The sequence below is a fragment of the Hymenobacter saemangeumensis genome (genome assembly GCF_039541835.1).
Classification (GTDB): domain Bacteria; phylum Bacteroidota; class Bacteroidia; order Cytophagales; family Hymenobacteraceae; genus Hymenobacter; species Hymenobacter saemangeumensis.
In genome coordinates, this window is the sequence record NZ_BAABGZ010000068.1 from 14,217 (window position 1) to 35,040 (window position 20,824).

General features: G+C 63.2%; 20 protein-coding genes and 1 riboswitch. Of the genes, 14 read left to right on the top strand and 6 right to left on the bottom strand.

Features of this window, described 5'->3' with window-relative positions:
- The first annotated feature begins 168 nt into the window (after positions 1-168).
- From ABD919_RS16215 to ABD919_RS16240, 6 genes are all read left to right on the top strand, one after another.
- The gene (locus ABD919_RS16215) at positions 169-474 is read left to right on the top strand and encodes a hypothetical protein (RefSeq protein ID WP_345237084.1); all 306 of its coding nucleotides are present in this window, start codon (positions 169-171) and stop codon (positions 472-474) included.
- 315 nt (positions 475-789) lie between these two features.
- Positions 790-2,223, top strand: coding sequence for a DNA/RNA non-specific endonuclease (locus ABD919_RS16220; RefSeq protein WP_345237085.1), 1,434 nt, complete (start codon positions 790-792; stop codon positions 2,221-2,223).
- A 110-nt stretch (positions 2,224-2,333) separates the two neighbouring features.
- Entirely contained in the window at positions 2,334-2,699 is a 366-nt protein-coding gene (locus ABD919_RS16225) for a DoxX-like family protein (RefSeq protein WP_345237086.1), read from the top strand.
- A gap of 6 nt (positions 2,700-2,705) precedes the next feature.
- Positions 2,706-3,446 (top strand): DUF2071 domain-containing protein, encoded by a 741-nt coding sequence (locus tag ABD919_RS16230; RefSeq protein WP_345237087.1) that lies wholly within the window; start codon positions 2,706-2,708, stop codon positions 3,444-3,446.
- A complete protein-coding gene (locus ABD919_RS16235) occupies positions 3,434-4,195 on the top strand; it encodes a class I SAM-dependent methyltransferase (protein ID WP_345237088.1) in 762 nt (253 codons plus the stop codon). The genes ABD919_RS16230 and ABD919_RS16235 overlap by 13 nt, the downstream gene beginning before the upstream one ends.
- Entirely contained in the window at positions 4,179-4,583 is a 405-nt protein-coding gene (locus ABD919_RS16240) for a hypothetical protein (protein ID WP_345237089.1), read from the top strand. Before ABD919_RS16235 ends, ABD919_RS16240 begins: the two co-directional genes overlap by 17 nt.
- Here the strand turns inward: ABD919_RS16240 and ABD919_RS16245 are convergent.
- The 6 genes from ABD919_RS16245 to rsmA form a co-directional block, all read right to left on the bottom strand.
- The gene (locus ABD919_RS16245) at positions 4,580-5,509 is read right to left on the bottom strand and encodes a DUF389 domain-containing protein (protein ID WP_345237090.1); all 930 of its coding nucleotides are present in this window, start codon (positions 5,507-5,509) and stop codon (positions 4,580-4,582) included. The genes ABD919_RS16240 and ABD919_RS16245 overlap by 4 nt on opposite strands.
- Positions 5,510-5,791: 282 nt before the next feature.
- Positions 5,792-6,064, bottom strand: a complete 273-nt coding sequence (locus tag ABD919_RS16250) for a hypothetical protein (RefSeq protein ID WP_345237091.1) — start codon at positions 6,062-6,064, stop codon at positions 5,792-5,794.
- Between the two features lie 74 nt (positions 6,065-6,138).
- Positions 6,139-6,978 carry a nuclease A inhibitor family protein gene (locus tag ABD919_RS16255; RefSeq protein WP_345237092.1) on the bottom strand — a complete coding sequence of 280 codons (840 nt, stop codon included), beginning with the start codon at positions 6,976-6,978 and terminating at the stop codon, positions 6,139-6,141.
- A gap of 167 nt (positions 6,979-7,145) precedes the next feature.
- Positions 7,146-7,622: a transcription elongation factor GreA gene (gene greA, locus ABD919_RS16260; protein WP_345237093.1), complete on the bottom strand. Its 477-nt coding sequence runs from the start codon at positions 7,620-7,622 to the stop codon at positions 7,146-7,148.
- 122 nt (positions 7,623-7,744) lie between these two features.
- Entirely contained in the window at positions 7,745-8,746 is a 1,002-nt protein-coding gene (locus ABD919_RS16265; protein ID WP_345237094.1) for an NAD(P)-dependent oxidoreductase, read from the bottom strand.
- A gap of 117 nt (positions 8,747-8,863) precedes the next feature.
- The gene (gene rsmA, locus ABD919_RS16270; protein WP_345237095.1) at positions 8,864-9,643 is read right to left on the bottom strand and encodes a 16S rRNA (adenine(1518)-N(6)/adenine(1519)-N(6))-dimethyltransferase RsmA; all 780 of its coding nucleotides are present in this window, start codon (positions 9,641-9,643) and stop codon (positions 8,864-8,866) included.
- Between the two features lie 329 nt (positions 9,644-9,972).
- Positions 9,973-10,066: riboswitch (SAM riboswitch) on the top strand.
- A 310-nt stretch (positions 10,067-10,376) separates the two neighbouring features.
- On the opposite strand from rsmA, the gene ABD919_RS16275 reads away from it, so the two are divergent.
- From ABD919_RS16275 to ABD919_RS16310, 8 genes are all read left to right on the top strand, one after another.
- Positions 10,377-11,114, top strand: a complete 738-nt coding sequence (locus tag ABD919_RS16275) for a phosphoadenylyl-sulfate reductase (protein ID WP_345237096.1) — start codon at positions 10,377-10,379, stop codon at positions 11,112-11,114.
- Between the two features lie 113 nt (positions 11,115-11,227).
- Entirely contained in the window at positions 11,228-12,142 is a 915-nt protein-coding gene (cysD, locus tag ABD919_RS16280) for a sulfate adenylyltransferase subunit CysD (RefSeq protein ID WP_345237098.1), read from the top strand.
- Between the two features lie 105 nt (positions 12,143-12,247).
- Positions 12,248-13,489, top strand: a complete 1,242-nt coding sequence (locus ABD919_RS16285; RefSeq protein WP_345237099.1) for a sulfate adenylyltransferase subunit 1 — start codon at positions 12,248-12,250, stop codon at positions 13,487-13,489.
- Positions 13,490-13,594: 105 nt separating this feature from the next.
- Positions 13,595-14,395, top strand: a complete 801-nt coding sequence (cobA, locus tag ABD919_RS16290; RefSeq protein WP_345237100.1) for a uroporphyrinogen-III C-methyltransferase — start codon at positions 13,595-13,597, stop codon at positions 14,393-14,395.
- A gap of 210 nt (positions 14,396-14,605) precedes the next feature.
- Positions 14,606-16,471, top strand: coding sequence for an assimilatory sulfite reductase (NADPH) flavoprotein subunit (locus tag ABD919_RS16295; RefSeq protein WP_345237101.1), 1,866 nt, complete (start codon positions 14,606-14,608; stop codon positions 16,469-16,471).
- 127 nt (positions 16,472-16,598) lie between these two features.
- Positions 16,599-17,279 (top strand): DUF2490 domain-containing protein, encoded by a 681-nt coding sequence (locus ABD919_RS16300; protein ID WP_345237102.1) that lies wholly within the window; start codon positions 16,599-16,601, stop codon positions 17,277-17,279.
- Between the two features lie 28 nt (positions 17,280-17,307).
- Positions 17,308-19,053: an NADPH-dependent assimilatory sulfite reductase hemoprotein subunit gene (locus tag ABD919_RS16305; RefSeq protein WP_345237103.1), complete on the top strand. Its 1,746-nt coding sequence runs from the start codon at positions 17,308-17,310 to the stop codon at positions 19,051-19,053.
- Between the two features lie 22 nt (positions 19,054-19,075).
- The gene (locus ABD919_RS16310; RefSeq protein WP_345237104.1) at positions 19,076-20,605 is read left to right on the top strand and encodes a TSUP family transporter; all 1,530 of its coding nucleotides are present in this window, start codon (positions 19,076-19,078) and stop codon (positions 20,603-20,605) included.
- Positions 20,606-20,824: the final 219 nt, after the last annotated feature.

A 20,824-nucleotide genomic window follows, 5' to 3' on the forward strand; every position in this document is an offset into this window, starting at 1 on the left:
CGTCGGCGACGCGCCCCGCCCCACCACCAAGGCGCCCAATGCCGCTCCCGCGCCCGCCGCGAGAAGTTTCAGCAGGCCGCTTTCTACGGCCGCACCATCATCCAAGACCCCGCCCAGCGTGCTGCCTACGAAACCGGCATCAACCACGACACCACCAGCGCCTACACCGTGGCCGTGCGCGACACCCTCAACGCGCCCAACATCCACGACGTGGACTTCAGCGCCTACCGCGGCCGCATCGGCGACGTCCTCACCATTCGCGCCACCGACGACTTCGCCATTGCCCGCGTCCACGTCCGCATCCAGAACACCGACGGCACCCTCGTGGAAGAAGGCAACGCCACCGCACAGCCCGACGGCTTCACCTACCGCTACACGGCCACCGCGGCCAATGCCAGCTTGGCCGGCGACAAAATCACCGTTACCGCCTTCGACAACCCCGGCAACACCACCGCGGTGGATACAACCCTGTAAGCTGCTCCTCCCCCGTTAACATCCAATTTTCCAATTTCGCCCTTCTCCGGGCAAAGTCCGAGAGAAGTCTATGAGAAGTCCGCGCCTTTCCACCTTTCCCAACCGGCTCCATTCTCAGTAAAATTCAACTCTTCTACCTCACAAGGCATCTGATGCCAGCGCTACTGAAACCCCGCAGCCCCACACTGCTGGTTTTTTTATTGCCCACCCACGCCACTTGGCTCCCCCCTCCTTTTCGGAGACTCTGCGCATAAAGCAGATGCGGCCGGGGGGTGAGGCGCACGCGAGAACAGCCTTCCGTATTTTCGCCCCACTATGCGCCTCTTTCTCCTCCCCGCCCTGGCTTTGCTGGCCTGCTCCCAGCAGCAGCCAGCTGAAAATCCCGCCTCCACCGCCCATGCGGCCGAAACAGCCCCCGTTGCAGCCGTCGTCTACGACCAGCAGGCGCCCGCTGCCGCGGCATTCCCCGAAACCTTCGAGGCCGGCAGCAAGGGCGCTTACTCTACCGCCGATGAGCCCCTGCTTACCGGCTCCTGGCACTTCGAGGATGCTCTTATCGGCTCGTCGGACCAGGACCACAAGGCCGGGCAGCGGGCCGCCCGCCTGCGCAACCAGGGCCGCCTCACCATGAACTTCGACGCCGCCCCCGGTGTCCGCCAGATTCGCATCAAATCGGCCGCTTATGGCGCCGACCCGGCCAGCACCTGGGAGCTGTGGCTGAGCCGCGACGGTGGCCGAAGCTTCCAGCGCGTGGGCCAGCCCGTGACGGCCAAGGGTACCCGCCTGGTAGAAACCACCTTCCCCGGCCTGCCCACCACGCCCCTGCGCCTGCAAATCCGCAAAACCGGTGGCAGCGGCCGCCTCAACATCGACGACATTGCGTTGGAAACCAGCAGCGGCCCCACAAGCAGCCTGCCAACAGCAGCCCCTCCTGCCAAACAACCAATAGCCAACAACCCGGCATCCGGCACCAATAACCAGGCGGCAAGCACCAGAGAAGACCACCTGCTGCTGGGCAACCCCAGCGGGGCCACTTCCGACCCCGCCAACGCCAGCAACTACCTGCTGCGCCACCCCCAGTTTGCCATTGGCTACAACGCCCGCCGGGGCATTCCCACCTGGGTGTGCTGGCACCTGAGCCGCGCCTGGCTGGGCCAGGCCCCGCGCCAGGACGACTTCCGCCCCGACCCGGCCCTGCCCCGGCAGTTCTACGCCGTTACGCCCCGCTCCTACAGCGGCTCGGGCTTCGACAAGGGCCACAACTGCCCCAGCGGCGACCGCACCACCGACCTCGACGACAACTCGGCCACCTTCCTGATGACCAACATGGTGCCCCAGGCGCCCCAGAACAACCAGCAGACCTGGAACCACCTCGAAGCCTACACCCGCAGCCAGGTAGACAAGGGCCTGGAAGCCTACGTGCTCATGGGCAGCTACGGCCGCGGCGGCACCGGCAGCAAGGGCCTGATGCAAACCCTCGACGAAGGCCGCGTGACCGTGCCCGCCCGCATCTGGAAAGTTATTGTGCTGCTGCCCGAAGGCCAGAACGACCTGCAGCGCATTGCCGCCGGCCAGGGCGTGCGCGTGCTGGCCGTAGACACGCCCAACGACAACGCCCTCAACCCCGACTGGCAGCAATACCTCACCTCCGTGGATAAGATTGAAGCCGCCACCGGCCTCGACCTGCTCAGCGCGCTGCCGCAGCCGGTGCAGGAACGGCTGCAGAAGGTGGTGGATAGCGGCCGATAAGTTGGCCTTTATTTGTTAAAGCATTTCCCAGGCAAGTGTATAAAGTTAAAAAAACAGAGAGTTAAGAACCAATAATCCTGCACTTTAACTTTCAGTTCGCAAGCGGAAACATGCGTCAACTCGCTTACCTCATTGCGGCGGTGTGGCTGGCAAACGGCCTTTTCTGCAAGGTGCTGATGCTGGTGCCCCGCCACGCGGCCATTGTAGCCCGCATCCTTGGGCCTGCACATGCCGGCTGGCTTACCCGCCTTATCGGCCTGGGCGAAATCGGCATGGCCGTCTGGATACTAAGCGGCATCAGGCCCCGCTGGTGCGCCCTTGCGCAGATTGGCCTGGTACTGACCATGAACACCCTTGAAGCCTGGCTGGCGCCTGACCTGCTGCTTTGGGGCCGCGCCAATGCTGCATTTGCCGTGCTGTTCTGCCTGCTCATTTATTACCATACCTTTAGCGGCGCCCGCCCTGCTACGCGCTAACTGCCTATGCTGTCCTGGCTGCGCTCTCACCCATTTGCCGTCGAAGCATTCTTCGAGCAGTCGCTGGTGCTCACCTTCGCCGCGCCACAGGCCGAGGTGCAGGCACTACTGCCCGCCCCACTCGTGGCCGACACCTTTGATGCGGGCTGGGGCTTCCTGGCCGCCGCCCTGGTGCAGACGCGGGCGCTCCGGCCCCGGGGCTTTCCCGCCTGGCTGGGGCACGACTTCTTCCTAATTGGCTACCGCGTCTTCGTGCGATACCCCTCCCCAACCGGCAAGCGCCTGCGCGGCCTCTACATCCTGGGCTCCGAAACCGACAAGCCCGGCCTGAGCATCCTGGGCAACCTCTTCACCCACTACCGCTCCCGCACCACCGACGTTGAACAGCACGAAGCCGCCGGCCGCCTCACGGTGCAGTCGCGCCAGTCCGACTTGCGCCTGACGCTGGCCCCGCCGGCTCCAACGGTGGCCCTGCCCAGTCTCTCGCCCTTTGCAAGCTGGGCCCAAGCCCGCCGCTTTGCCGGCCCCCTGCCCTTTACCTTCTCCCTCTCGCCCGGCTCGTCCCGCATCCTCATCGTCGAAGGCCTGCGCGAGCACTGGGAGCCAAGGCCGGTGGCTGTCGAAAGCTGCCACGTCGGGTTCTTCGAACAGCTGAAACTCAGCCGCCTGGTGCTGGCCAATGCCTTTGCCGTGGAAAACGTCCCCTATTACTGGAAGAAAGGCCGCTCCGAGCAATGGCACCCGTAAGAAAACCGCTGCAGGGCCTCCGGAACGTGGTGCGGTTCAACTGGCATTTCTACCTGCTTGCGCTTGGCCTCGGCCTGGGGCTTCTCGCGACTTTCGCGCTCTTTCCTGCCAGCCGGCCGTTCGCGGCCCTGGCCCTGGCGCTGCTGCTGGCCCCGCTGCTCACTTCCCTCGCCGTTACGGCCTACGCTTACGACTTCTCCGGCCTCTACCAGCTCGCCTGGCTGCCAGCACCGGCCCCGCCCAATCCTGCCCTGCTTACCCTCAGCGCAGGCTTCGATGAAATCAGTGCCACGCTTCAGCACAAATACGCACCCCGCCACTTCCTGGCTCTCGACTTCTACGACCCGGCCCGGCACACCGAAGTGTCTATCCGGCGCGCCCGGCAGGCCTACCCGCCATACCCCGGCACCCAGGCTGTAAGTACCGGCGCCGCCCTGCCCCTGCCCAACGACAGCATGGACCTGACCGTGGCCTTTCTCGCTGCCCACGAAATTCGCGATGCCGACGAGCGCGCCGCTTTTTTTCGCGAAATCCGGCGCGTCACCCGGCCCGGGGGCCTGGTTGTCGTGACCGAGCACCTACGCGACCCGGCCAACTTTCTGGCTTATACCATTGGTTTTTTTCACTTCCATTCGCGCCAAACCTGGCTTCGCACCTTCCGGGACGCCGGGCTGCGGGTAAGTCAGGAAATAAAAATCACCCCTTTCATCACTACTTTTCTGCTGAGCAAAAATGGAAGCGCAGCTTAAGCTCATTGGCTTCCTGCTGGTTGTGCTGGCGCTGTTGCACGTAGCCTTCGCCCGCTACTTCAACTGGCGCCGGGAGTTTGCCACCGTCAGCCTGATAAACCGGCAGATGATGTATGTGCACACGTTCTTCGTCGCCTTCACAGTGCTCCTCATCGGCCTGCTCTGCCTCACCTCGGCCCCCGAGCTTACCAGCACGGCCCTGGGGCGGCGGCTGGCACTGGGCTGCGGCGTCTTCTGGTTGGCCCGTCTGCTGATACAGTTCTTCGGCTACTCACCCCGGCTCTGGCGCGGCAAGCGGTTCGAAACGACTATCCACGTTCTATTCTCGCTTCTCTGGACTTATCTGAGTGCCGTCTTTCTGCTGGTCGGGCTGGGGCTATACACCTAGCTCAGCAGGTTGCGTCGCTGCACCGCCCCCTTTTTCCAGATAATAACCACCACCGAGAGCCCGATTACGAGCAGCACTTCCAGCAGCCAGCGCAACGCTGCCTGCCCGGCAATGTCCCACTCGCCTTCCACCAGGGCCATGCCCGTCAGGGTGGCCGTGGGCACCAGGGCCAGCGCTATCATTACACCCGCCGTGAGCACTGATTTGTGGGTGGCAATAACTAAGGCGCCGGCAAAGCTGGCCGTAGCCGAAGCCAAGAGGCTGGCCGGCGTAATGGTGGTCCAGTAAGCCAGCAGCGTGCCCTCTTTCAGATAAGAGGCGCTGCCGTCCAGGGTATCCTGGCCAATGGCTCGCAGCACCAGAGCCGCAAGCGCTGCCGCCACTAGCATAGCGGCATAGCCTTTCCCGGTATCAATTACCCCACGCTTCCAGGTGGCGTGTTTTCCGATAATGCCCAGCGGCACCCGCACAATGGGTTCGAAGCCCGGCGCTATCACCATGGCTCCTACCACAAGGTGAACGGCGTTGGTGCTGATGCCCACGGCTGCGATAATGCCGGCCAGCACCATGGTCAGCAGCCCGTTGGTGTTCATGTTGCTGTCGCGGCTTATCATCGACTCCATTTCCTCCCAGGTAGCCTCTCTGACGTCGGTTGAGATTTCCTGAGAATGAGAAGAAGAAATCACGCTTAGCGGCTGACTGGTGGAGAGAGACACCTCTGGATGCAGCTGCTGCTGGCGCGCTATCAAGCGCATTAACGTCGGCAGGGCAAGGTCGGTGATTTCCAGCGACACCACGTCGCCAACGGGCTTCAGCGAAGCCCCTCTTTGCAGCCGCAATGAGATGATACCGCTGATTCTTTGAATTTCTTCCAGTACTGTGGCCGTATAGGCTGCCGGCAATGTCAATTCTACTGTTCTGGGCATAGTGCTGCTAACGGGTGGTTACAGTTTAGACGCAGTCTTCGGCGCTGGGTTGTGCCTCGCCCCTGCCTTCAGGGCTAGAGCCGCGCCCCGCTTTATAGCCCAAATCAGGTACAGCCGGAGCCCGAAGGCTCGTCGGCAGCCGCAGCAGCCCGCTGCGCCGCAAGCTTATATGGCGGTAGCCGGGAACCCGACCGCCGGCCTTGCTGCGGCTCTTCCCCACCCGCTGTAAAGTCTGAAAAAAAACAAGAGCGCAAAAAAAGCGGGCAGCATGCCCATGCCTACCTACTCCAGCCGGTCGCGCACGTAGAAGGGCTGTGCGTGGCTGAAGCACAGGTCCTCTTTGGCAGTTCCATCTACCGCTGTACAAAGTCCAGCGGCTCGTTGCCGGCAGCTGTCGATAAGGAATTCCTGGGCTCCGTCAAGAATCCCGGGCTTGGGCATTGTCCGCAAAAACAAGTATTCTCCCAGCAGACGGCGGTAAAACTCGGGCCGACAGGCCGGGGTGGCCAGCACCAGCAAAATGCGCAGGCCGGCGGCGGAGTTAAAAGCCGGCATATCTGGCAGACGGCGCAATGCTAAGGCAGGTGTCTTGGGCTGTCCCGCCCTGAAGAGACCAGTAGCTCCTTAAATCAGGTTTCCGTCAGCACCGTCTTGAAGCCGGCCAGCCGGCCTTCCAGGCTGCGGCCCAGGGCGTAGGCCTGCACCTGCGGCTCCCCGCCGATGCGGTACACTTTGGCGTCGTCCAGCTCCTGCTTCATGAACATCTGCAGGGCCTTGAAGCGGTTGGCCAGGGCCACGTCGCCCAGCACGCCGTCGTCGGCGGTGTGGTTACGCAGGAACTGGGTTAGCTCTACCGTTTCGACCTTGCTGCCCGCGGGAGCACCGACCAGCTTGAGCAGCTTGTCGTCATTAAGCTCTCCTTGGGCTTCATAGCTCACCGCTTCGAGCGGGGCTTCCGACTCACTCACGAAGTACAGGTCTTTGGTCAGGGTCTGCAGCTCTTGCAATGTGGCGTCGGCCTTCTCCTCAGCGCCTTTGCCGTCGCTACCCTTGCCATCTTCCAGGCCACTGCCTCCTTCCACTTTGGCACTGATTGCAGTGGCCAGCTCTTTCATTCGCTCCTCAGCCACTTTAATCTTGGGGTTGGCGAAGTTCATGTCAGACACCCGCTCCATGGGAATGAGATGGATGTGGGCGTGCGGCACTTCCAACCCAATCACGGCCACGCCGATGCGGCGGCAGGGCACAGCGGCCTGCACGCCCTTGGCCACGCGCTGGGCAAAGCGGTGCAGGGCCGCCAGCTCCTCGGCCGGCAGGTCGAAGATGTAGTCGACTTCCTTTTTGGGGATTACCAGCGTATGGCCTTCCACCAGCGGCGTGATGTCGAGAAAGGCGAGGTGGTCGGCGTCTTCGGCTACCTTGTAGGACGGCAGCTCGCCGGAAACGATGCGGGAAAAGATGGAAGGCATGGTTTGGTTGTCAGTTGTTCGTTGTCAGTTGTCAGTCCGTTCCAGCATTGGCGGAATGGCAGTGCAAATAAGCAATGAGTACGGACCGCAACTCGCTCCGGACACAAAACAGCAGAGGCCGCCCCTTCCGGAACGGCCCCTGACAACTGACAACCAACAACTGGCAACTACCTCGAGATTTCCAGAATCTCGAACTGCAGCTTGCCGGCGGGCACGGTGATTTCGGCCGTGTCGCCGACCGACTTGCCCAGCAGGCCTTTGCCGATGGGCGACTTCACCGAGATTTTGCCGGCGGCCAGGTTGGCCTCTTCCTCGGCTACCAGGGTGTAGTTGAGCACCATGTTGTTCTTCAGGTTTTTCAGCTTCACCTTGCTCATGATGAGGGCTTTGCTGAAATCCATATTGGTTTCGTCGATGACGCGGGCGTTGCCAATAACTTCTTCCAGCTTGGCAATTTTCAGCTCCAGCAGGCCTTGTGCATCCTTTGCTGCGTCGTATTCCGCGTTTTCACTCAGGTCGCCTTTGTCCCGGGCTTCGCGCAGGTCCTCGGCCGCCTTGGCCCGGCCCCGGATTTTTAAATCCTGGAGCTCTTCTTTGAGTTTTTGCAGGCCCTCGGCGGAATAATAATTAATAGTGCTGGCCATAAGAAGGAGTACGTGAGGAGTTGGCTAAAAAACAAGGAGAACGGCTGGCACTGCCAACCGTTCTCCCTCGTTAGGTTCGATGCAAAGATACACAAAACGGCATTGCCGTGTTTGTTTTTCGGCTACTGCTGCTGCAGAAATTCCGCCAGCTTGCTCGTCAGCACCTCATTGATGCGGGCGTAGCTCTGCACCGTCCACCCCCCGATGTGGGGCGAGAGCACCACGTTGGGCGAATTTTTCAGAAATTCGAAAGTAGCCCCCTGCTCCGCGGTCATTGTATGCAGGCGCTCATTTTCGAGCACGTCGAGGGCCGCCCCGCGGATGTAGCCGCCGCGCAGGCCGCGCACCAGGGCGGCGTGGTCGAGCACTTCGCCCCGCGCCGTGTTCAGCAGCCAGAAGTTGCGCTCCGAGGCCGTCAGGAAGGCATCGTTGACGAAGTGGTGGTTGGCTACCGAGTACGGGATGTGCAGGCTGATAACGTCGGAGCGGCCCTGCAGCTCGGGCAGGCTCACCAGGGTGGCGTTGCCGTCGGTTTTGCAGCGCGGGTCGCTGTCGTGGGCAATAACTTCGCAGTCGAAGCCCCGCAGGCGCTTGGCGAAAGCCCGGCCCATGTTGCCGTAGCCGAGCAGGCCAATGGTTTTGCCGCCAATCTCCTCGCCCCGGTTTTCCTCGCGCCGCCAGCGGCCAACGCGCACCTCGTTATCGGCCCGCACAATGTGGCGGAACAAAGCCAGCAGCAAGCCCAGGGTGTGCTCGCCTACGGCGTCGCGGTTGCCTTCGGGCGCATTGAGCAGCGTAATACCCGCCGCTTTCAGCGCTTCTTCGTCGATGTTGTCGGTGCCCGCCCCGGCGCGGGCCACGTAGCGCAGCTGCGGGGCGTGGCGCAGCAGGCTGGCCGTAACGCGCACCTTGCTGCGCACCACCAGCCCATCGTAGGGAAAGGCGGCCAGCGCAGCCGGAATTTCGGCCGCCAGCAGGTCGGGGCAGTAGTTGATGCTGACGCCAATGGACTTGAACATCTGCCGCAGCGAGCGGTGCATCTCGTCGACCACCAGGCACACGCCGGGGGTACGTTTTTGGGGGGGAGCGCAGAACTTCTCCGTTAGTTGGTCGGCGGGTTGCATAAGCAGGGTAGGTTTGCGGCGAAGCTACAACAGAGTTAAAAGTTGAGTGGTAAAAGTTAGAATTCCGGGCGGCTTTTTAACTCTCAGCTTCCAACTTTTACCGGAATGTAAGGCCTCTCAAGCGCGGTTTTGGGCAACCCTATTGGTCAGGCCCACAAACTCGGCTACGCCCAGCTGCTCGGCCCGCTTCTCAAAAATTGGGTCGGTAGTGGCTTCGGCAGGCATGCCAAAGGGCTTGAGGGCGTTGCGCAGGGTTTTACGACGCGTCTGGAAAGCCTGCTTCACCACCTGGAAAAACAGCTTCTCGTCGCAGTCCAGCCGCTCGGTGTCGTTGCGCGTCAGGCGCACCACGGCCGACTCCACCTTGGGCGGCGGGTTGAAGACGTGGGGCGGCACCGTGAACAGGTACTCAATCTGGTAGTAGGCCTGCAGCAGCACGCTCAGGATGCCGTAGGTTTTGGAGCCGGGCGGCTCGGCCAGGCGCTCGGCTACTTCTTTCTGAATCATGCCCACCACCTCGCGCACCTGCTGGCGGTTGTTGAGCACCGAGAAAAATATCTGGCTGCTGATGTTGTAGGGAAAGTTGCCGATGATGGCCAGGGGCTGGCCCGGGAACAGCTCGCCCAGGTTCTGCTTCAGGAAGTCGGTGGCAAAAATCCGGTTTTCCAGGGCCGGAAAATGCTGGCGCAGGTAGGCTACCGACTCGGTATCGATTTCCACCACGCTGGTGGTATAAGCCGGGTTTTCGAGCAGGTACTGCGTGAGCACGCCCATGCCGGGCCCGATTTCGAGTACCTGCTTTACCTCGTCGGGCAGGCGCAGCGCCGCCACGATGTTGCGGGCAATGTTGGGGTCGGCCAGGAAGTGCTGGCCCAGGTGTTTTTTGGGTCTTACCACGGGGTTAGGCTAGCGCAGCTGGGGGTGCGGCAGCGGCGCAAAGGTAGGCCCGGGTAGCGCGGAGTTTCACGCCGCGGCCGTGGGGGCATCTGGTACGAATAGCCCGTGGTAAGGCGGATTTCCACTCCGCGCCTGCTGGGATTTTCGGCCGGGTTACTTAATTCTTCCTCGGCCTTTTAAAAATCTGTTTATCGGCCTTTAAATCTTGCTTACCTGTCCATTTAGCGGAATGGAACTCAGCTTTACACGGGCTTTTGGAAAGAATAATTTGCAATTCTGAAATTCCCTCCTTTACCTTTGTTGCATCAATTCTTCCCGAAAAAGGATTGTTTTTATACAGAGGCGTGGAGAGACAGGCTCGACGAAACGCCGGCAACCAGCAGCGACAGACTGCAACGGTGCCAAGTCCTGGACATATAAAAACAAGTTGCCGTGGAAACCTCCAACAACTCCCGCCTGCTCCCTGCCACCGCTTTCGCTGCCCAGCGAATGTGTTGTTGTATGCAGTGCCCGGCCGTCTGTATGACGCCGGCAGCGGCCGGTTGTTGAGCTGATTCCACTCCCCTGCCGTCTGGCCTGTAGCTGCTCCGCGCTGAACCCAGCGCCGGCTGCCCACGCCTGTTCCCGTCTATTTCCGGCATAGCCTGCCCGTCGCCGTGCGCTGCGCACGCCCGGGCTCCCCTCATCTGGCTTCTCCCAACTCCCACCCGGGCGGGCCGCATCCTTTTTCATCATGCAAGTAGCATCTCAGGTGCTGGTCGACGACCTGCGCCGGCAGCTGGCGGGGCGCACCGCGGCCGAAACCCTGGCCTTCGTGGCCGAGGCTTTTCCCGGCAAGGCCGTGTTCTCCACTTCATTTGGGCTCGAAGACCAGATTATCACGCATTTAATCTTCTCACAGGATTTACCCATCCAGGTGTTTACCCTGGACACGGGCCGCAACTTCCAGGAAACCTATTCCACCTGGAACAAGACCCTGCTGAAGTACGAGAAGCCCATCGTCCCCTATTTCCCGCGTCAGGACAGCCTGGAGCAATTGCTGCAGGCCAAAGGCCCCAACAGCTTCTACGCCAGCGTAGAAGCCCGCAAAGAATGTTGCAGCATTCGCAAGTTGGAGCCCCTGGCGCGGGCCCTGGACGGGCAGCAGCTCTGGCTGACGGGCATCCGGGCCGAGCAGTCGGCCAACCGCCAGCACATGCACGCCGCCGAGTGGGACGCCGGGCACCAGCTGGCCAAAGTACACCCGCTGTTCGACTGGACCTGGGACCAATGCCAGGACTTCGCGCGCGCCCACGCCATTCCCGTCAACCCCCTGCACCAGCAGGGCTTCGTGAGCATAGGCTGCGCCCCCTGCACCCGGGCCGTAGCCGCGGGTGAAGACTTCCGCGCCGGCCGCTGGTGGTGGGAAGACCAGTCGGCCAAGGAGTGCGGCCTGCACAGCACCGGCAGTAAAGAATTAGTTAAAAGTTGAGAGTTAAAAGTTAAAAACTCACCTGGCTTTTAACTCTTCACTTTAAAATTTTAACTAATTCCAAGGCCAACAACCCGTTGATTTTCAACTACCCGGCCATAATAATTATTCCGATGAGTGACATACCCTCTTTAGACTACCTCGACCGGCTCGAAGCCGAGTCCATTCATATTCTGCGCGAAGTAGCCGGGCAGTTTGAGCGGCCGGCCCTGCTTTTTTCCGGCGGCAAAGACTCCATCGTACTGGTGCATCTGGCCCTGAAGGCCTTCCGGCCCGGCCGATTCCCCTTCCCGCTGGTGCACATCGACACCGGCCACAACTTCCCCGAAGTGCTGCAGTTCCGCGACCAGCTGGCGGCGGGGCTGGGCGAAAAGCTCATTGTTCGCCGCGTAGAAGACACCATCAAAAAACAGCGCCTGCGCGATGCTACGGGCAAGTTCCCGAGCCGGAATGCCCTGCAGACCTACACCCTGCTCGAAGTCATCGAGGAGTTTGCGTTTGACGCCTGCATCGGCGGGGCGCGGCGCGACGAGGAGAAAGCCCGGGCCAAGGAGCGCATCTTCAGCATCCGCGACGAGTTTGGGCAGTGGGACCCCAAGCGCCAGCGCCCGGAGCTGTGGAACATCTACAACGGCCGCATTCAGCCCGGCGAAAACGTGCGCGCCTTTCCTATTTCTAATTGGACGGAGCTGGACGTGTGGCGTTACATACAGCGCGAAAACATTGCCCTGCCGCCCATCTACTTCGGCCACCCGCGCACCTGCGTGGTGCTGCCCAGCGGGCAGCTGCTGGGCCTGAGCGAGCACCTGCACCTCGACGACGACGATGAGATTGTGCAGCGCCAGGTGCGCTTCCGCACCGTGGGCGACGCCACCTGCACCGCCGCCGTGGAAAGCAGCGCCGCCACCATCGACGACATCATCGCCGACCTGCTGCAGGCCAAAGTGAGCGAGCGCGGCGCCACCCGCCTCGACGACAACATCTCCGAAGCCGGCATGGAAGACCGCAAGCGCAACGGGTATTTCTAAACACCTGGTTGTCATCTGTTTGTTATCAGTTGTCAGATTCGTTCTGACGGCTGATTTTCCAGAACAGGCGGACAACTGACAACGAACAACTGACAACTAAAACCAATGGACTTACTAAGATTTATCACCTGCGGCAGCGTCGACGACGGCAAGAGCACGCTGATTGGGCGGCTGCTGTACGACAGCGACTCGGTGTCGCTGGACGTGCTCGCGGCTATTGAAAACCGGCCGGCCGTGCACGGCGGCGTGGATTTGGCCCTACTCACCGATGGTCTGCGGGCCGAGCGCGAGCAGGGCATCACCATCGACGTGGCCCACAAATACTTCACCACCCCGCGCCGCAAGTTCATCATCACCGATGCGCCGGGGCACGTGCAGTACACCCGCAACATGGTAACCGGCGCCTCCAACGCCGAGCTGGCCATTGTGCTGGTAGACGCCCGCAGCGGCGTAATTGAGCAAACGCGCCGGCACACGCTGGTGGCCGCCCTGCTCGGCATTCGCCACTTTGTGCTGGCCGTGAATAAAATGGATTTAGTGGGCAACGAGCAGGCGGTATTCGAGCGCATCGTGGCTGACTACCAGGCCGTGACGCGCAAGCTGAACGTGGCCGACGCGGTAGCCATCCCGCTCAGTGCCCTGCACGGCGACAACGTGGTGCGCCGCTCGGCGCGGCTGCCCTGGTACGCCGGTCCCAGCCTGCTCGAGCACCTGGAAAGCGTGCCCGCCGCCCCCAATGCCACTGCCGACGAGCCCCGCTTCCAGGTGCAGTATGTGATTCGGCCCCAGCAGGCCGAGCTGCCCGACTACCGCGGCTACGCCGGCCGCATTCAGAGCGGCGTGTACCGCAAGGGCGACAAGGTAAGGGTGCTGCCCTCGGGCCGGGAAACCGAGATTGAGGCGCTGGAAGTGGGCCAGCGGGAAGTCGAAGCGGCCGTGGCGCCCCAGGCCGTGGTTATCCGCCTGCGCGACGACGTGGACGTGAGCCGCGGCGACGCCATCGTGCCCGCCCCAAGCCGGCCCACCGTGACGCGGGCTTTGGAAGCTACGCTGTGCTGGATGGACGAGCGGCCCCTGCTGCCCGGCCAGAAGTTCCTGCTGCAGCACCACTCCGCCCTGGTTAAAGCGTCGGTGTCGGCTCTGCTCAGCAAAACCAGCGTGGAAACCCTGACCCGCTCCGCCGCCGACTCTGCCCAGCTCAACGACATCGTGCGGGTGCGCCTGAAAACCGCCGTCCCCCTGGTGGCCGACCCCTACCGCCTCAACCGCGCCACCGGCGCCTTTATCCTGCTCGACGAGCAAACCGGCGCCACCCTGGCCGCCGGGCTTATTGAATCGACGGAGTAGTTGTCAGTTGCTCGTTGTCAGTTGTCAGTATTGTTCTGAGATTCTGATACCAGCACGGACTGACAACTAACAACTAACATCTGACAACTGACAACTAAAAAACCCATGCCCCTCACTCTCATTCCCCGCCTCACCGTTGTTGGTGCCGGCCCTGGCGACCCGGAGCTGCTCACGCTCAAGGGGCAGCGGGCGCTGGCCGAGGCCGATGTGGTGCTGTACGACGCCCTGGCCAACGAGGAGCTGCTTGGCTGGCTGCGGCCCGGCGCCCTGCGCGTTTTCGTGGGCAAGCGGCGCGGGCAGCGGGCGTTTTCGCAGGAAGAAATCAACCAGCTGATAGTGCGCTATGCCTGGCAGCACGGCCACGTGGTGCGCCTGAAAGGTGGCGACCCGTTCGTGTTTGGGCGGGGCCGCGAGGAGATGCTGCACGCCGAAGCCCACGGCCTGGCCACGGCCTACGTGCCAGGCATCAGCAGCGCGGTGGCGGCGGCCGGCAGTGTGGGCATCCCGCTGACGCACCGCGGCCTGAGCGAAGGCTTCCGCGTGATTACCGCCACCAACGCCATGGGGGAGCTGTCGGCTGAAATCCGGCGGGCGGCTCTCACGCCCCGGCTCACCACTGTCGTGCTCATGGGGCTCAGCCAGCTGGAAGCCATTGCCGGGCTGTTTGCCCGCCACGGCGGCAGCACGGTGCCGGCCGCCGTCATCCAGAACGGCACGCTGCCCGGCGAGCAGGTGGTGGCCGGCACCGTGGCCGACATTGCCGACCGCGCCCGGGCGGCAGGCATTGGTGCCCCGGCCATTATTGTAATTGGCGAAGTAGTGAAGCTGGCCAATGCCGCCACCCTGGCCCTGGCGGCTTGTTGTAGCCCCTCAGCTGAAGGTAGCAGCTACGCCAAAGCAGCCTAGCCTGGTATGGGGTGGTGCTACGAATTCCGCGCAGCGGTTCGTGGTACCACTAACACCAGGACGACGACATCGGCACGACTCCGCGAACACCGGAAAACGTCAAGCGCCGCCCCCAATAATCTGCCTGACAATTAGTGGTACCACGAAGCCCTTCGGGCAATTCGTGGCACCACCCCGGTCCCAGCTTTCTCCTGCACTTACAAAATTCAGATGTTTATTAATCCCAACAAACCCTCGGGCTTTGATGAAGCTACGCTAAACTCCCTCGCCCAGGGCCTCAACCAACAGCAGCTGCTCTGGCTCAGCGGCTATCTGTACGGCCGGGCGGGCACTGATGCCCCGGCTTTTTCAACGGAAGCTGCTGCCGAGTCCGCATCGCCTCCTGCCTCCCTTCCCCGGCTCACCATTCTTTACGGCTCCCAGACCGGCAACAGCAAGAAAGTGGCCCTGCAAGCCGCCGAAGCCGCCCGGCAGCGGGGTTTGAGTGAGGTAGCTGTGCTGGACATGAACGACTACGCCGGCCGCAGCCTGGCCGCTGAACGCCGGCTGCTGCTGGTGGTGAGCACTCAGGGCGAAGGTGAGCCGCCCATTGCGGCCGAGGAGCTGCACCAGTTCCTGCGCAGCAGCCGCGCCCCCAAACTGCCGGAGCTGCGCTACGCCGTGCTGGCCCTGGGCGACCGCAGCTACCTGCAGTTCTGCCAGACCGGCCAGGACTTTGACGAGCAGCTGGCCGCGCTGGGCGCCAGCCGCCTGCTGGAGCGCACCGACTGCGACGTGGACTTTCAGGAGCCTGCCCGGCAGTGGATAAGCCGGGTGCTCGACAAGCTGGCCGCTGAGGCGGAGCTGGCTGCGGTATCGGTGGCCCAGGCTGCGCGGGCCTCCTCCGCCAGCCGGATTGCGGTAGCCGCTGGCTCTGCCCCTTCCTTTCCCGCGGAAGTTGGTTTGGAAGAGGCGCCGGAGTACACGCGCCAAAACCCATTGCCGGCGCCGCTGCTGGAAAAGATTCAGCTTAACGGCCGGGGCTCTACCAAGGAAACCTACCACCTGGAGCTGTCCTTGGCGGGCTCGGGCCTGCACTACGAGCCCGGCGACTCGCTGGCCGTGCTGCCCCGCAACGGTGCCCGCCTGGTAGAAGAAGTATTGCGCGCTGCCCACCTGCCGCCCGATGCTCCCGTGCAGCTCAACGGCACGGAGCTGGACCTGGGCCAGGCATTGTTTGATGAGCGGGAGCTCTCGGTGCTGACCCGCGATGTGCTGGAGCGCTACGCCAGCCTGGCCCCGCAGCACGCCGGCCTGCAGGAGCTGCTGGACGGCGAGCGGGCCCGGCTGCAGCACTACCTCTACGGCCGCGACGTGGCCGACCTGCTGACGGAGTTTCCCGTGGAGCTGTCGGCCCAGCACCTGATGGCCGTGCTGCGCCCCCTGCAGCCCCGGGCCTACTCCATCGCCTCCAGCCTGCTGGCTTACCCCGACGAGGCCCACCTCACCGTGGGGGCCGTGCGCTACCAGGCCAAGGGCCGCCGCAGGCAGGGCGCCGCCTCCACCTACCTGGCCGACCAGCTCCGCCTCGGCGACACGGCCCGCGTGTTTGTGGAGCGCAACGAGTACTTCAAGCTGCCCACTGATTCCGATACCGACATCATTATGGTGGGCGCGGGCACCGGGGTGGCACCTTTCCGCGCCTTCGTGCAGGAGCGGGTGGCACGGGGCGCCAGCGGCCGCAACTGGCTGCTGTTTGGCAACCCCCACTTCACCACCGACTTTCTCTACCAGACCGAGTGGCAGCAGCATCTCAAAAAAGGCGGTCTGCACCAGCTCAGCCTGGCCTTCAGCCGCGACCAGGCCGAGAAGCGCTACGTGCAGCATGCCCTGCTCGAAAACGCCCGCGACGTGTTCGGCTGGCTGGAAAATGGCGCCCACTTCTACGTGTGCGGCGACAAAGCCCGGCTGGGCAGCGCCGTGCTGGCCGCCCTTACCCAAGTAGTGCAGCAGCAGGGCGGGCTGTCGGCCGAGGCTGCCGGCGCCTACGTGCGTGAGCTGCGCAAGCAGCGCCGCTACCTCGAGGACGTGTACTAACGCTGCTGCGGCCCGGACGACTACTTATTCAGCAGGAAGGAATGACACTGGGCAGATGAATGAAGAAAGGCAACAGCTCGCTTCTGCGGGACCGCGCCATCAAGCCCCTGCCTACTTACTCTATCTGATGCGCTACACCCTAGCATTTCTCTTGCTTCCCCTGCTCCTGTTCCAGCCGGCCCTGGCCCAGCAGCAAGGCTACTGGCTGCGCCTGTACGTGCGCACTCAGCTTGGCCCGCGCTGCACGCTGCACAGCGAGGTAGACGAGCGCCGGCGGGCGCTGCCCGACCAGCAATGGCAGCTTATCACCCACCAGCACCTGCACTACCGGGTTTCCCCGGTTTGGGACGGGGCAGCTGGAGCTTCCTACTCCTGGCAGCCCCAGGGCGGCGTACTGGTACCCGAGCGGCGCACGTTCGAAGAAGTAAGCGCCAGCTTCCCCCTCAGCGCCCGCTTCCGCCTGCAGCCGCGCCTGCGGGTGGAGCAGCGCTGGCAGCAGCGGGCAGGCAGCACCGACGAGGAGCCGGCCTGGGTTTTCCGGGCCCGCTACCGCAGCCGCCTGCAGCTGGAGTGCCGGCTGAGCGAGGCTTGGAAGCTGCGGGCCTCCAATGAGCTGATGTTGCACGGGCTGGCCTTCGACCAGAACCGCCTCTATGCCGGGGCGGAGCGGCGACTTGGGGCCGGCTTTGCCCTGGAGCTGGGCTACCTCCACCTCTGGCAGAAAGCGACGGGAGCGGGCAGCCTGCTGCAGCGCGACGTGCTACGGCTGACGCTGTTCAAGGACCTGTCGCTGCTGCCCGCCTCTTAACCCATATTCATTCTTGTTTTTCTTACTCATGGCTGATACCCTCAAACTCTCCGAAGTCGAGCACGTGAAGCAGGCCAGCGCCTACCTGCGCGGCACCCTGGCCCAGAGCCTGCGCAACCCCATCAGCGGCGCCCTCTTCCCCGACGATACCCACCTCATCAAGTTTCACGGCTCCTACCAGCAAACCGACCGCGACCTGGACTCCGAGCGCAAGCGCCAGAAGCTGGAGCCGCTCTACTCCTTTATGATAAGGGTGCGGGTGCCGGGCGGGGCGGCTTCGGCCCAGCAGTGGCAGCGCATCGACGAGCTGGCCGACACCTACGCCAACGGCACCATCAAGCTCACCACCCGGCAGGCTTTCCAGTTTCACGGCGTGCTCAAGCGCGACCTCAAATCCACTATCCGGGGCTTCAACGAGGCGCTGCTCGATAGCATTGCGGGCTGCGGCGACGTGAACCGGAACGTGATGTGCAACCCCAACCCGCACGAGTCGGCTGTGCACGGGCAGGTATTCGCGGTAGCCACGGCCATCAGCGCCCACCTCACGCCCCGCAGCACCGCCTACTGGGAGCTGTGGCTGAACGGCGAACAGCAGCCCAGCCCCCTACCCGAAAAAGCCTTATCCGATAACGGACAACCAACAACTGACAACTCAAACGAAGTCGAGCCCATCTACGGCAAAACCTACCTGCCGCGCAAGTTTAAAATTGCCCTGGCCCTGCCGCCCTACAACGACACCGACATCTTCGCCAACGACATCGGCCTGATTGCCATTGAAGAAAACGGCGAGCTGCTGGGCTTTAACGTGGCCGCTGGCGGGGGCCTGGGCATGACCTTCGGCATGCCCGAAACCTACCCCCGCCTGGCCGACCTGCTGGGCTTTGTGCCGGCTGATAAAGCCGTGGACGTGTGCGAGAAAGTCGTGATCATACAGCGCGACTGGGGCAACCGCGAAAACCGCAAGCTCTCCCGCCTCAAGTACACCCTCGACCGCGTGGGCCTGCCCGCCTTTGTGGCCGAGCTGGAGCAGCGCCTGGGCTATAAGCTGGCCCCGGCGCGCCCCTACCGCTTCGAAAGCTCCAGCGACGCCTTCGGCTGGTCGGGCGACGCCAAAGGCCTTTCCCACCTCACCTTGTTTATCGAAGGCGGCCGGGTGCGCGACACGGAAGCGGTAACGCTGAAGTCGGCCCTGCGCGAAATTGCCGGCTTCCATACCGGCGACTTCCGCCTGACCGGCAACCAGAACCTCATTCTGGCCAACATCGAGCCCAGGCACCGCGCCCGGATTCAGGCCGTGCTGGAAGCGCACAACGCCTGGCCCGCCACCGCCCGGCAAACGGCCCTGCGCCGCAACTCCCTGGCCTGCGTGGCCCTCAACACCTGCTCCCAGGCCTTCGCCGAAGCCGAGCGCTACCTGCCCCAGCTGCTCGACAAGCTCGACACGGCTATCCGCGCCCATGGCCTGGAAAACGACGGCATCCTGCTGCGCATGACGGGCTGCCCCAACGGCTGCGCCCGCCCCTACCTGGGCGAAATCGGGCTGGTGGGCAAGGCCCCCGGCCGCTACAACCTCTACCTGGGCGCGAGCTACGCCGGCGAGCGGCTCAACAAGCTCTACCGTGAAATGCTGGACGAAGCCGGCATCCTGCGGGAGCTCACGCCCCTGCTGGCCGACTATGCCCGGCAGCGCCAGCCCCGGGAGCGGTTTGGCGACTTCGTGCTGCGCCAGGGCTACGTGCAGGCCACCACCCACGGCCTCGACTTTCACAACTGATACTTACCTTACCCCTGAAATCATGCTTTCTGAGCTCATGGACCATCCCGTTCCGGCACCGCAGCAGTCGGCCGACGCCCCCGGCCGGGAGGCGCCGGCCAACCCCCTGTTTCCGGTGTTTCTGAAGCTGGAGCAGCTGCGGGTGCTGCTGGTGGGCGGCGGCTACGTGGGCCTGGAAAAGCTCAGCGCCATCCTGCGCAACAGCCCGGCTACCCGTGTCACGGTGGTGGCCCCGCTGCTGCGGCCCGCCCTGCGGGAGCTGGCCGCTCAGCACCCACAGGTGCAGCTGCGGGAGCGGCCTTATCAGGACGAGGACCTGACCGGACACGACCTGGTGTTTGTGGCCACCAACGACCCGGCCCTGAACCGCCACATCAAAGCCAGCGCGAGCGAGCTGGGCCTGCTCACCAACGTGGCCGACACCCCGGAGGAGTGCGACTTCTACCTGTCGTCGGTGGTGCAGAAGGGCAACCTCAAAATCGCCATTTCCACCAATGGCAAGTCGCCCACCGTGGCCAAGCGCCTGCGCGAAATGCTGGAGGAAGCCCTGCCCGAGGAGCTGGACTCCCTGCTGGAGCAGATGACTTTAATCCGTAGCCGGCTTAAGGGCAGCTTCGCCCAGAAGGTTAAAAAGCTGGATGCCCTCACGGCCGAGCTGGCCAACGGCCCGACCTTTGAAACCCCGGCGACGGCTTACTGGCGGCGCCTCGCCACGGGCTCCCTCGTGGCGTTTGCCGGCTTCCTGATTCTCAATATCCTCTCCTTCTACATCACCCGGGCACAGGTGGTTAATGTCCTTGCCTCGTCCACTACCTTCTACGCCTTCGTGGCTGTGGGCTTCGTGGCCCAGCTCATCGACGGGCTGCTGGGCATGGGCTACGGCGTGGTGGCCGCCATCAGCCTGACGTCGATGGGTTTGCACCCGGCGGCCGTCAGCGCCAGCATTCACACGGCTGAGATGTTTGCCAGCGGTGCTTCTGGCTACCACCACTACAAGTTCGGCAACGTGAACAAGCGCCTGTTTAAGGTGCTGCTGCTGCCCGGTATTGCGGGCGCGGTGAGCGGGGCTTTTCTGCTGTCGTATTACGGCGAGGAGTACGCCAGCTGGGTAAAGCCCCTGCTGGCGGTGTACCTGCTGGGCCTGGGCGTGCGTATTCTGACCAAAGCTTTTCAGAAAAGCCGCAAGCGCCGCAAAGTGAAGAATGCCGGCTGGCTGGCCGGCGCCGGCGGCTTCCTCGACTCCTTTGGGGGCGGCGGCTGGGGCCCGCTGGTTACCAGCACCCTCATTGCCAACGGCCGCACCCCGCAGTACGTCATTGGCACGGTCAGCGTCACCGAGTTTTTTGTCACCTTTTCCAGCGCTTTCACCTTTTTCGCCATGCTGGGCATTCAGCACTGGCAGATAGTGCTGGGCCTGATTGTGGGCGGCGTGGCCGCCGCGCCCCTGGCTGCCCGCCTGGCCGGCCGCATTCCCGTGCGCAGCATGTTCGTAGGCGTGGGCCTGATGGTAATTCTGTGGAGTTTGTGGGCGCTGCGCAAGGTGTTTTTTTAGGGGATGCTTGGGCTGGGCAGTAAAGACTAGTAACTGACGGCAAAAAGTAAACTGTGATGGCGCGGGGCTCTGCCCCGTGTCTACTATTTGCAGGCCTCTGGCCTGCTCCGGCAGAACGATTCTATTGCAAGTCGTTCTGCTGTTGCAGGCCAGAGGCCTGCGTATAAGTAGACACGAGGCAGAGCCCCGCGCCATCATGACATCGCTGCTTCACGTCAC